This window comes from Leptolyngbya sp. NIES-2104 (assembly GCF_001485215.1).
Classification (GTDB): domain Bacteria; phylum Cyanobacteriota; class Cyanobacteriia; order Leptolyngbyales; family Leptolyngbyaceae; genus Leptolyngbya.
Genome location: NZ_BBWW01000001.1, coordinates 5,683,088 through 5,695,116 on the forward strand (window position 1 = coordinate 5,683,088; position 12,029 = coordinate 5,695,116).

The window sequence follows — 12,029 nt, forward strand, 5'->3', positions numbered from 1 at the left end:
TCAGAATAATCTAGTAAACGCTTCATTCTACTCACTCTTACTTATGTCAGAAACTCTTTCTTCCCAACTTTCAGAAGTCAGCACGATCGAACTCGCTCAAGCTTTAGTAGAACGATTGAGCATTAGCGATCGAGATTGGCATCGCCTCAAATCAAACCGCAAAGCAAGAGCGATCGAACAGTCCGCAGTCGCCTTAGTCTACTTGCTTAAAGAAAATCCTGAAGAAGCATTGCCCCGATTACAGCAAGCAGTCGGCTGGCTCGATCGTTCGATTTCCGCACCACCTTGTCCGAGTCATGGGAATCGGCACTAGGCTTTCTTGCCAAATTTCGATTTCAGGTCATCGATCGAGACGGGTTTTTGAGCAGTTTGCTTTTTCTCAGATTTTTTCTCGACTTGCTTTGGTGCAGGCTGATTTTTAGTCGGAGTAGCTTTCTCCGATCGCGCTTCTGACTTCATCGACAAACTAATTCGCTTAAGTGCTTCGTTCAGTTCAAGAACTCGGACTCTTACGACTTGTCCAACTTTGACGATCTGATTTGGATCGCTGACAAATCGATCGCTCATTTGCGAAACGTGAATTAACCCGTCTTGATGAACTCCAACATCTACGAACGCTCCAAAGTTTGCCACGTTCGTCACAATGCCTTCAAGCTCCATTCCAACTTTGAGATCTGAGATTTCTTTGATCCCCTCCCTGAAGGTTGCATATTTAAATTCAGCGCGTGGATCACGTCCGGGTTTCTCCAGTTCGCTGATGATGTCTCGCAAGGTTGGTTCTCCGATCGCATCTGTCACATACTTTTTCAGATCCGATTTAAGTTGTGATGCAATTTGCGCTGTTTGCGAGAGTGAAATCTTTGAATCTTTTGCGATCGTTTCTAAAATCCCGTAACTTTCCGGGTGAACAGCCGTATTATCAAGCGGATTTTTCCCACCTCGAATTCTCAAAAATCCTGCTGCTTGTTCAAACGTTTTCGCTCCTAGCTTTGGTACTTTTAGAAGTGATTTACGATCAACAAATGCCCCGTTCTCATTCCGGTAAGCCACAATATTGTTTGCAACAGTTGCACTAATACCCGATACAGACATCAACAATTCTTTCGATGCAGTATTGAGATCAACACCTACATAGTTCACACAGCTTTCAACCGTTTCATCAAGCTTCTTTTTCAAAAGCTTTTGATCAACATCGTGCTGATATTGTCCGACTCCAATCGATTTCGGATCAATCTTGACTAATTCAGCTAACGGATCTTGCAATCTTCGTCCGATACTAATTGCACCTCGAACAGTGATATCAAGATCTGGAAATTCTGCGATCGCGACCGGACTTGCAGAATAAATCGAAGCTCCCGATTCATTCACAATTACTTTGATCGGTTTACGCTCCAAATCTGCTAAAACTTCCGCAACGAATTCATCAGTTTCGCGGCTTGCAGTTCCATTCCCGATCGCAATTAATTCAATCTTATATTTTTCAATTAATTGCTTCAGAGTAATTGCCGCTTGTTTGCGTTTCTCTGCTCCTGTATGTGGAAAAATCGCTTCGTATTTCAGAAATTTTCCAGTTTGGTCAAGAACTGAAACCTTACAGCCTGTGCGAAATCCAGGATCGATCGCTAAGGTCGGTTTCATTCCTGCTGGAGCCGAGAGCAATAATTCTCTTAGATTCGTTTCAAATGTTTTAATCGATTCAATATCGGCTTCCTGTTTTTTCTGCGATCGCACTTCTGAAATAATCGAGTTTTTCATCAACCGATTAAACGCATCTTTTAACATCGATCGATAAAATTCTCGTACAGCTTTCCCTCGAATAATCTCACTTTCTAAATATTGCTGCACTGCATCTTCATCGAATGCAAGCTCAAAGCTGAGAATTCCTTCTGATTCCCCACGATACAAAGCGAGAAGATTATGAGGCGCGATCGCTTTCACTTTCGACTGATAACTTCGGTACATTTCAAACTTTGTTGTACCTTCAGCATGATCATCTTTGATTCGTGAAACAAACACACCTGTACTGAATAAGAATTCTCTTAAATATGATCGTAGTTCTGCTTTTTCTGAAACTTCCTCTGCCAAAATATCAGATGCACCGTGGAGCGCTTCCTCAGTTGTTTTAACCTCTTCAGTTAAATACTTTCTCGCTTCATCTTCCAATGAAACCGATTGCGCTTTTGGTTGATTCAAACTGGCAATGAATTCTGCTAGTCCACCTAAGCCTTTTTCTTTTGCGATCGTCGCTCTCGTTCTGCGCTTTGGACGATACGGCAAATACAAATCTTCTAATTCATTTTTCTGCAAACAAGCTTCAATCTTGCTCTTCAACTCCTCAGTCGATTTGCCCTGAGACTCGATCGATTCAAGAACGCTTTTCTTCCGCTCTTCCAATTCCGTCAGATACGTATATCGATCGAACAAATCACGTAGCTGCACTTCATCCATTTCGCCTGTCCGTTCCTTGCGATACCGCGCAATAAACGGAACCGTCGCCCCTTCTGCAAATAATTCCAGTGCATTAGTTACCTGGAACGATCGCAGTGAAAGTTCTTTTGCCAGAAGCTGAGGAATGTTGATCATGGAAAAAACCGGAACTCAGGGTTTGCCAAAATTCTGCTGAGTTCCGAGTTTAACTTAGAATCGCTGAGGTGTCACAGTTCCGGGTCTGGTCGTTCCCGGAGTCGTCGTAGGAGGCGTTGGCGTAGTTTGCCCTGGCGTAGTTTGTCCCGGAGAAACGGGCGGCGCTGGAGTGCTCGAACCCGACGGTGGCGTGGTGATCGGCGGCGTTGTGGTTGAACCAGGTAACACAGTTGGCAATAAATCACGGCTGCGATCGGTTGCATCAATGCAATTTGCGATCGATTGATCCGTCGCCAACTTTAATTCCCGACTCAAATCCACCACGCACCGAGAAAATCGCTCTGGCAACAAACTCCGACGGCAGCCATCTAAAACATTTACCGTTGCAGTGCTAGGCGCTCTTCGAGCAATCTCCGTCACACAATTTGCCGCTTCTACCGGACGACGAACCTGACGGCATACAGAAAGCGCATCATCCCCAGACACATTATTCCGAGTAATCCGCTCAACACAAATTCCCAAATCTCGCGGACGAATCGCCTTTGCGCAAGCATCTGCCGCCGCTGCCGCCGTCACTTTGCCCCGCAGCAAATCCCGTGCACACGAATCATAATCCGCTTCATCCACACCCGGACGAATAAAAATGTCATCCAGCACCGCCGCTCTCGCAGGAATCGCCAATCCGATCAAACTCCCACTCACGATAGATGCAACGACGCTTCGCATTCCTATCGATCGCATTACTTTCCGTATCAACATCACTAAAGTCCTCGCCCCACAAGTGCAAACGTTAGAAGAAATTGTGGCATATCCTTCTTCTGAACATGCATGAAGATCCAGGAGATTTAACCAAACTGTCAACTACAGCACATCTTGGTTGCGATCGTGCCTAAATTTTTATCACGAGAAAAGTTGCAATTTGCATACGAGTACTCTGAATCATTACCCCCAATGAACTAGAGTGATAACAGGTAGACCTATCCTACTGCTCACATCACATCATCCGAAGGATACCCCGGTATGCATTTGAGTGAATTGACCCACCCAAACCAGTTGCATGGATTATCGATTTTTCAGCTTCAGCAAATCGCGCGTCAAATCCGCGAAAAGCACTTGCAAACTGTGGCAGCGATTGGGGGACACCTCGGTCCTGGCTTGGGTGTTGTTGAATTAACCCTCGCCCTTTATCAAACCCTAGATCTCGATCGCGACAAAGTGATCTGGGATGTCGGACACCAAGCGTACCCCCACAAGCTGATCACCGGACGCTACGCTGATTTCCACACACTCCGCCAGAAAGACGGCGTTGCGGGCTATCTGAAACGCTGCGAAAGCAAATTCGACCATTTCGGTGCAGGTCACGCCTCGACCAGCATCTCTGCCGCACTCGGTATGGCACTCGCTCGTGATGCCCAAGGCGACAATTTCAAAGTTGCCGCAGTCATCGGTGATGGCGCACTCACAGGCGGCATGGCACTCGAAGCGATCAACCACGCCGGACATTTACCGAAAACGAATCTTCTTGTCGTTCTCAACGATAACGAGATGTCGATTTCTCCCAATGTCGGCGCAATTCCCCGTTATCTGAACAAAATGCGGCTGAGTCCCCCAGTTCAATTCCTGACGGACAACATCGAAGAACAGATGAAAAACATGCCGTTCTCACCGGAGTTATCTCGTCTCAAAGAGGGCATGAAGCGTCTCGCCGTTCCCAAAGTGGGCGCTGTATTTGAAGAATTGGGCTTCACCTACATGGGTCCGGTGGACGGACACAATTTAGAAGAGCTAATCGCAACTTTTAAAGAAGCACACAAACATCCCGGTCCGGTTCTCGTTCATGTCGCAACCGTCAAAGGAAAAGGATATGCGATCGCAGAACAAGATCAAGTCGGCTACCACGCCCAAACCCCATTCAACCTTGCAACCGGAAAAGCGGTTCCCTCCAACAAGCCCAAACCCCCCAGCTATTCCAAAGTCTTCGGGGAAACCTTGAGCAAACTTGCAGAAGACAATCCCCGCATTCTTGGAATCACTGCTGCAATGGCAACCGGAACCGGACTAGACATTTTCCAAAAACGAGTTCCGAAACAATACATAGATGTGGGCATTGCAGAACAGCACGCGGTCACACTAGCGGCTGGACTCGCCTGTGAAGGAATGCGCCCCGTCGCAACGATCTATTCAACCTTCCTCCAACGTGCCTACGACCAAATCGTTCACGATGTCTGCATCCAAAACCTTCCGGTCTTTTTCTGTATGGATCGTGCAGGTATTGTCGGCTCTGACGGTCCGACCCATCAAGGAATGTACGACATTGCCTATCTCCGATCGATTCCCAACATCGTACTAATGGCTCCCAAAGACGAAGCCGAACTCCAGCGAATGCTCGTCACCGGAATCAATCACACCTCAAGCCCGATCGCAATGCGCTACCCACGCGGCAACGGTTACGGCGTTCCATTAATGGAAGAAGGCTGGGAAGAATTACCGATCGGAAAAGCCGAAATTCTCCGTCAAGGTGACGATCTTCTAATGATCGGCTACGGTTCAATGGTCTATCCCGCCATGCAAACCGCCGAAATTCTCAGCGAACATGGCATCGAAGCCACTGTAATCAATGCTCGATTTGCCAAACCGCTTGACGAAGAGTTAATTCATCCCTTAGCTCAGAAAATCGGTCGAGTGGTTACGCTGGAAGAAGGCTGTCTACCTGGAGGATTTGGAAGTGCGATCGTCGAATCCCTAATGGATGCTGGCGTAGTTGTTCCAGTTACCCGAATTGGTGTGCCTGATATTCTGGTCGATCACGCCACTCCCGATGAATCGAAGGCGGCGTTAGGATTAACTCCTCCACAAATGGCGGATCGAATTCTAAAGACGGTTGTAAAAGAACGAGGTGCGATCGCAGCACTCTAGATAGCTAAAAGAGGTTCTTGATCCGACAGATCGAGAACCTCTTTCATTCAGCAAACTTGAATTTAAAATCGCGATCATCAACTCTTGAGCTTAATATACAAAATCTTACTGACAGGATTATTTTCGCTTGCTACTTCTTGAACCTCAAATAAGCCTATATCTCGAATCAACGCACCAAGTTTGCTGTAGTCGTAATTTCTTGAATCAAAAGACGGTGAGATCTTATTAATCTGAGAGCCAAATGCTCCCAAATTGGCTAATCCGTCTTCTCCTGAGGCAGCTTCATAAGCACGCCGCAGTAAATTAATCAATTTCTTGTCCTGCCGCAACCGAGCAGTTTTAGAGGCAGGCTTACTACTCTCCTCTTGCTTGCTCGTCTCTTGCTCCTTTTTTGGCTGTCCGTTCTTTACTAAGACGGTTTGTACCAGCTCTTCTTCACCGTTAGGCTTTACCCCAAACGTTGTACAAGATTCCTCCTGCCCACCTAAGATTTCAGTGTACGTAAACTTATCGCAGGCTTTCTGAAAGGGTGCAGGCGTTTGTTTTCGCCCAAACCCATATACGAACAGTCCAGATTCTCTTAATCGACAAGCAAGCCTTGTGAAATCGCTGTCACTGGACACTAAGCAAAAGCCATCAAAATTGCCTGTATACAGCAAATCCATTGCATCAATAATCAGAGCGCTGTCTGTTGCATTCTTGCCAGACGTATGGCTGTACTGCTGAATCGGCTGAATCGCGTAAATGTGCAATTTTTCCTTGCAGCCTTTCAACTGACTCTGTGTCCAGTCGCCGTATGTCCGTTTCACATTTGCGGTTCCATACTTAGCGACTTCTTCCAGAAGTGGCTCGATCAAGTTTGCGCTTGCGTTATCTGCATCGATTAGAACAGCTAGTCGATCGTCTCTCAGTTTTCTCTCTTCCATAGGTTCCTGTTCACAACAATTGAAACCCAGGATTCCCATGATTCGAGCCTAGTCGATCGCATCCAAAAGAACTTAAAAGCTTCAAACTCAGTCTCAGCGACCACTTTAGGCAAAATCCAAAAAACTTTCCGAAACCTGCTTGACAGCCTTCTAATTCACACGCTATATTATCAAAGCGCGGGTGAGAGAGACGGAGCCGAGCGAAAGCCGCCCACTCCTCATTTGTGAGAACTGAACCTATAAAACAGAATAGTTTAGAAGCCAGAGAAAGGAAAGCCTTCGTCAAGAAAATGTCTCTATTTATGTAGAGACCGGAAGGATAACCGGATAAACATCTAATTATCGAGCTACAAACAACTTCAACATGGAGAGTTTGATCCTGGCTCAGGATGAACGCTGGCGGTATGCTTAACACATGCAAGTCGAACGGAAGACTTCGGTCTTTAGTGGCGGACGGGTGAGTAACGCGTGAGAACATGCCTATCGATTGGGGACAACAGTTGGAAACGACTGCTAATACCGAATGTGCCCTTTGGGGTGAAAGATTTATCGTCGATAGATTGGCTCGCGTCAGATTAGCTAGTAGGAGTGGTAACGGCACCCCTAGGCGACGATCTGTACTTGGTCTGAGAGGATGACCAGGCACACTGGAACTGAGACACGGTCCAGACTCCTACGGGAGGCAGCAGTGGGGAATTTTCCGCAATGGGCGCAAGCCTGACGGAGCAATACCGCGTGAGGGAGGACGCTTTTTGGAGTGTAAACCTCTTTTATTAGGGAAGAAATGATGACGGTACCTAATGAATCAGCATCGGCTAACTCCGTGCCAGCAGCCGCGGTAATACGGAGGATGCAAGCGTTATCCGGAATTATTGGGCGTAAAGCGTCCGTAGGTGGCAGTTCAAGTCTTTTGTCAAAGCGTGCGGCTTAACCGCATACGGGCGGAGGAAACTGGGCTGCTAGAGTGCGATAGGGGTTACAGGAATTCCCAGTGTAGCGGTGAAATGCGTAGATATTGGGAAGAACACCAGCGGCGAAAGCGTGTGACTGGGTCTGCACTGACACTGAGGGACGAAAGCTAGGGGAGCGAAAGGGATTAGATACCCCTGTAGTCCTAGCCGTAAACGATGACAACTAGGTGTGGTTCGTATCGACCCGAGCCGTGCCGTAGCCAACGCGTTAAGTTGTCCGCCTGGGGAGTACGCACGCAAGTGTGAAACTCAAAGGAATTGACGGGGGCCCGCACAAGCGGTGGAGTATGTGGTTTAATTCGATGCAACGCGAAGAACCTTACCAAGGCTTGACATCCTCGGAATCCCTGTGAAAGTAGGGAGTGCCTTCGGGAGCCGAGAGACAGGTGGTGCATGGCTGTCGTCAGCTCGTGTCGTGAGATGTTGGGTTAAGTCCCGCAACGAGCGCAACCCACGTTTTTAGTTGCCAGCATTCAGTTGGGCACTCTAGAGAGACTGCCGGTGACAAACCGGAGGAAGGTGTGGATGACGTCAAGTCAGCATGCCCCTTACGCCTTGGGCTACACACGTACTACAATGCGTTGGACAAAGAGTCGCAAGCTAGCGATAGCAAGCCAATCTCATAAACCAACGCTCAGTTCAGATTGCAGGCTGCAACTCGCCTGCATGAAGGCGGAATCGCTAGTAATCGCAGGTCAGCATACTGCGGTGAATACGTTCCCGGGCCTTGTACACACCGCCCGTCACACCATGGGAGTTGGTCACGCCCGAAGTCGTTACTCTAACCGTTCGCGGAGGAGGATGCCGAAGGTGGGGCTGATGACTGGGGTGAAGTCGTAACAAGGTAGCCGTACCGGAAGGTGTGGCTGGATCACCTCCTTAAAGGGAGACCTACCCCTTCTGATTTAGCTTAGTCTGAAACAGAAGTTGGTCATCTCAAGGTCGGTCGAAGCTTTCCATTGATTTCGCTGTGCTTCTAAACTATCCCGGTTCAGGGAAATGTGGGCTATTAGCTCAGGTGGTTAGAGCGCACCCCTGATAAGGGTGAGGTCCCTGGTTCGAGTCCAGGATGGCCCACTCCATTCAATCAGGCGTGATGTGTTTTAACGCATGGGGGTTTAGCTCAGTTGGTAGAGCGCCTGCTTTGCAAGCAGGATGTCAGCGGTTCGAGTCCGCTAACCTCCACCAACTTTTATAGAGTCAGGAACAAGTCAGCAACTCGTCTAGTCGCATAGAGAGCCTGCTGGGAGTTGTTCCCAGTCAAAAAGAACCAAGAAAACTGCATAGTACGTTGTCAGGTAGAAATACACAGACACCAATGTAATTGGACTAATCGCGAATTGAGTCAATCAATTTAGTGGTCAAGCTACAAAGGGCAGATGGTGGATACCTAGGCACACAGAGGCGACGAAGGACGTGACGACCGACGATAAGCTTCGGGGAGCTGGAAGTGAGCATTGATCCGAAGATTTCCGAATGGGGCAACCCTAAACATGGCTACCTGAATCCATAGGGTAGAACAAGCCAACCCAGCGAATTGAAACATCTTAGTAGCTGGAGGAAGAGAAAGCAAACGCGATTTCCGGAGTAGCGGCGAGCGAAATGGAAACAGCCTAAACCAGTGGATTTATCCATTGGGGTTGTGGGACAGCAACGTGTATCAGAGCGTCTAGACGAAGTAGTGAGAAGCTACACCAGAGAAGGTGAAAGTCCTGTAGTTGAAAGATTAACTGAGCTAGCTGGATCCCGAGTAGCATGGAGCACGTGAAATTCCGTGTGAATCAGTGAGGACCACCTCATAAGGCTAAATACTCCTGTGTGACCGATAGTGAACTAGTACCGCGAGGGAACGGTGAAAAGAACCCCGGGAGGGGAGTGAAATAGAACATGAAACCATCTGCTTACAAGCAATGGGAGGACGATTCAACGTCTGACCGTGTGCCTGTTGAAGAATGAGCCGGCGACTTATAGGAACAGGTAGATTAAGGCGGGAATGCCGAAGTCAAAGGGAAACCGAGTCTGAAGAGGGCGTGATATCTGTTTTTATAGACCCGAACCCCGGTGATCTAACCATGTCCAGGATGAAGCTTGGGTAACACCAAGTGGAGGTCCGAACCGACTGATGTTGAAAAATCAGCGGATGAGGTGTGGTTAGGGGTGAAATGCCAATCGAACCGGGAGCTAGCTGGTTCTCCCCGAAATGTGTTGAGGCGCAGCGGTAGTTGTTCCACTCTGGGGGTAAAGCACTGATTCGGTGCGGGCTGGGAGACCGGTACCAAATCGAGTCAAACTCAGAATACCAGAGGTACAGACTGCCAGTGAGACGGTGGGGGATAAGCTTCATCGTCAAGAGGGAAACAGCCCAGACCATCAGCTAAGGTCCCCAAATAACACCTCAGTGATAAAGGAGGTGGGAATGCAGAGACAACCAGGAGGTTTGCCTAGAAGCAGCCATCCTTAAAAGAGTGCGTAATAGCTCACTGGTCAAGCGTTCCTGCGCCGAAAATGAACGGGGCTAAGGTGTTTACCGAAGCTATGGACTTGCATTTATGTAAGTGGTAGGGGAGCGTTCCATTGTAGTGAGAAGCATCAGCGGCAAGCAGGTGTGGACGAAGTGGAAGTGAGAATGTCGGCTTGAGTAGCGCAAACATTGGTGAGAATCCAATGCCCTGAAATCCTAAGGGTTCCTCCGGAAGGCTCGTCCGCGGAGGGTGAGTCGGGACCTAAGGCGAGGTCGAAAGACGTAGTCGATGGACAACTGGTGAAGATTCCAGTACTCGATTCAAATTGTGACGGGGGACGGAGAAGGCTAACACAGCTCCATGTTGGTTAGGAGTTCAAGCCTACGAGGCTGTGAGAGACGGCGGAAACGTCTTGAGCTGAGTGGTGAGTACGAGGGTCTACGGACCCGAAGTGTGTGATGTCAGGCTTCCAAGAAAATCCCGGATCACGTTAATTTGAATCACCCGTACCCGAAACCGACACAGGTAGGATAGTTGAGAAAACTAAAGGGCGCGAGATAACTCTCTCTAAGGAACTCGGCAAAATGACCCCGTAACTTCGGGAGAAGGGGTGCCACTGAAAGGTGGTCGCAGTGAAGAGGCCCAAGCGACTGTTTACCAAAAACACAGGTCTCCGCTAAGTTGCAAAACGATGTATGGGGGCTGACGCCTGCCCAGTGCCGGAAGGTTAAAGAAGTGGGTCAGGACTTCGGTCTAAAGCTCGCGACTGAAGCCCCGGTGAACGGCGGCCGTAACTATAACGGTCCTAAGGTAGCGAAATTCCTTGTCGGGTAAGTTCCGACCCGCACGAAAGGCGTAACGATTTGGGCGCTGTCTCGGAGAGAGGCTCGGCGAAATAGGATTGTCTGTGAAGATACGGACTACCTGCACCTGGACAGAAAGACCCTATGAAGCTTTACTGTAGCCTGGAATTGGGTTCGGGCTTTAACTGCGCAGGATAGGTGGGAGGCTATGAGAGATTCCTTGTGGGGAATCTGGAGCCAACGGTGAGATACCACTCTGTTAAGGCTAGAATTCTAACTTGTGCCCGTTATCCGGGACGAGAACAGTTTCAGGTGGGCAGTTTGACTGGGGCGGTCGCCTCCTAAATGGTAACGGAGGCGCGCAAAGGTTCTCTCAGGCTGGTTGGAAATCAGCCGTAGAGTGTAAAAGCACAAGAGAGCTTGACTGTGAGACGAACATGTCGAGCAGGGACGAAAGTCGGCTTTAGTGATCCGACGGCAGAGCGTGGAATCGCCGTCGCTAAACGGATAAAAGTTACTCTAGGGATAACAGGCTGATCTCCCCCAAGAGTTCACATCGACGGGGAGGTTTGGCACCTCGATGTCGGCTCATCGCAACCTGGGGCGGTAGTACGTCCCAAGGGTTGGGCTGTTCGCCCATTAAAGCGGTACGTGAGCTGGGTTCAGAACGTCGTGAGACAGTTCGGTCCATATCCGGTGCAGGCGCAAGAGTATTGAGAGGATTCTTCCTTAGTACGAGAGGACCGGGAAGAACGCACCGCTGGTGTACCAGTTATCGTGCCAACGGTAGACGCTGGGTAGCCAAGTGCGGAGTGGATAACCGCTGAAAGCATCTAAGTGGGAAGCCCACCTCAAGATGAGTACTCTCATGGGGTTAACCCAGTAAGGTCACGGGGAGAACACCCGTTGATAGGCGGTAGGTGGAAGTGTGGTAACACATGCAGCCGAGCCGTACTAATAGACCGAGGGCTTGACCTCCACGACTGAATCAATCAGATGAGTCCGATGACCGGTGTCTGAAGTACAATCTACGCAAAACTGACAACGAGCTATGCAGCCTTCTGGGTTCTGAAACTCTCACGAGAGTGAGACTCAACCCAACCGTATTCCTGGTGGAAATGGCGATGTGGACCCACACTCATCCATCCCGAACTGAGTAGTGAAACGCATTTGCGGCGACGATAGTGAGTCGGTAGCGACTTGTCAAAATAGCTATCCGCCAGGGTGTTAATAGGAAAGAGAAAGCAGCACCTTGCTAGTTGAGTGGGGTGCTGCTTTTTTGTGTCTTTCTCATTGTTAGAACAAGGTGAGGTTAGAACAAGCTGAAAGACGGGCACTATTGATACAACAAAGTCCTGCCTCTTGAAG

At 48.9% G+C, this 12,029-nt stretch carries 5 protein-coding genes, 2 tRNA genes and 3 rRNA genes; 7 read left to right on the forward strand and 3 right to left on the reverse strand.

Going from position 1 to position 12,029, the window contains the following annotated elements; all coding sequences use genetic code 11:
- Window positions 1–43: 43 nt before the first annotated feature.
- A complete protein-coding gene (locus NIES2104_RS27285) occupies window positions 44–313 on the forward strand; it encodes a DUF6439 family protein (RefSeq protein ID WP_059001483.1) in 270 nt (89 codons plus the stop codon).
- On the opposite strand, the gene NIES2104_RS27290 is transcribed toward NIES2104_RS27285, so the two are convergent.
- Window positions 310–2,583 (reverse strand): Tex family protein, encoded by a 2,274-nt coding sequence (locus NIES2104_RS27290; RefSeq protein WP_059001484.1) that lies wholly within the window; start codon window positions 2,581–2,583, stop codon window positions 310–312. The two genes, NIES2104_RS27285 and NIES2104_RS27290, sit on opposite strands and share 4 nt — an antisense overlap.
- Window positions 2,584–2,637: 54 nt before the next feature.
- Complete coding sequence (locus NIES2104_RS27295) at window positions 2,638–3,285, reverse strand: hypothetical protein (protein WP_192843637.1); 648 nt, start codon at window positions 3,283–3,285, stop codon at window positions 2,638–2,640.
- Between the two features lie 318 nt (window positions 3,286–3,603).
- Here NIES2104_RS27295 and dxs point away from each other — a divergent pair, with 318 nt between their 5' ends.
- A complete protein-coding gene (gene dxs / locus NIES2104_RS27300; protein WP_059001486.1) occupies window positions 3,604–5,499 on the forward strand; it encodes a 1-deoxy-D-xylulose-5-phosphate synthase in 1,896 nt (631 codons plus the stop codon).
- A 77-nt stretch (window positions 5,500–5,576) separates the two neighbouring features.
- Here dxs and NIES2104_RS27305 read toward each other — a convergent pair whose 3' ends face one another.
- Window positions 5,577–6,425: an NYN domain-containing protein gene (locus NIES2104_RS27305; RefSeq protein ID WP_059002104.1), complete on the reverse strand. Its 849-nt coding sequence runs from the start codon at window positions 6,423–6,425 to the stop codon at window positions 5,577–5,579.
- A gap of 361 nt (window positions 6,426–6,786) precedes the next feature.
- Here NIES2104_RS27305 and NIES2104_RS27310 point away from each other — a divergent pair.
- The 5 genes from NIES2104_RS27310 (at window position 6,787) to rrf (ending at window position 11,886) form a co-directional block, all read left to right on the forward strand.
- Window positions 6,787–8,278: ribosomal RNA gene (locus NIES2104_RS27310) — 16S ribosomal RNA — on the forward strand.
- A 121-nt stretch (window positions 8,279–8,399) separates the two neighbouring features.
- A tRNA-Ile gene (locus tag NIES2104_RS27315) sits at window positions 8,400–8,473 on the forward strand.
- Window positions 8,474–8,508: 35 nt separating this feature from the next.
- Window positions 8,509–8,584 (forward strand) — tRNA-Ala (locus NIES2104_RS27320).
- 171 nt (window positions 8,585–8,755) lie between these two features.
- Window positions 8,756–11,639 (forward strand): 23S ribosomal RNA (locus NIES2104_RS27325).
- Between the two features lie 130 nt (window positions 11,640–11,769).
- Window positions 11,770–11,886, forward strand: a 5S ribosomal RNA gene (rrf, locus tag NIES2104_RS27330).
- Together the 16S, 23S and 5S rRNA genes with 2 tRNA genes alongside form the textbook arrangement of a ribosomal RNA operon.
- The last annotated feature ends 143 nt before the right edge of the window (window positions 11,887–12,029 follow it).

Excerpts from the sequence above, each read along its gene's own strand:
- NIES2104_RS27290 (WP_059001484.1), bottom strand. The coding sequence starts at position 2,583 with ATGATCAACATTCCTCAGCTTCTGGCAAAAGAACTTTCACTGCGATCG.
- dxs (WP_059001486.1), top strand. The coding sequence starts at position 3,604 with ATGCATTTGAGTGAATTGACCCACCCAAACCAGTTGCATGGATTATCG.
- NIES2104_RS27305 (WP_059002104.1), bottom strand. The coding sequence starts at position 6,425 with ATGGAAGAGAGAAAACTGAGAGACGATCGACTAGCTGTTCTAATCGAT.
- NIES2104_RS27285 (WP_059001483.1), top strand. The coding sequence starts at position 44 with ATGTCAGAAACTCTTTCTTCCCAACTTTCAGAAGTCAGCACGATCGAA.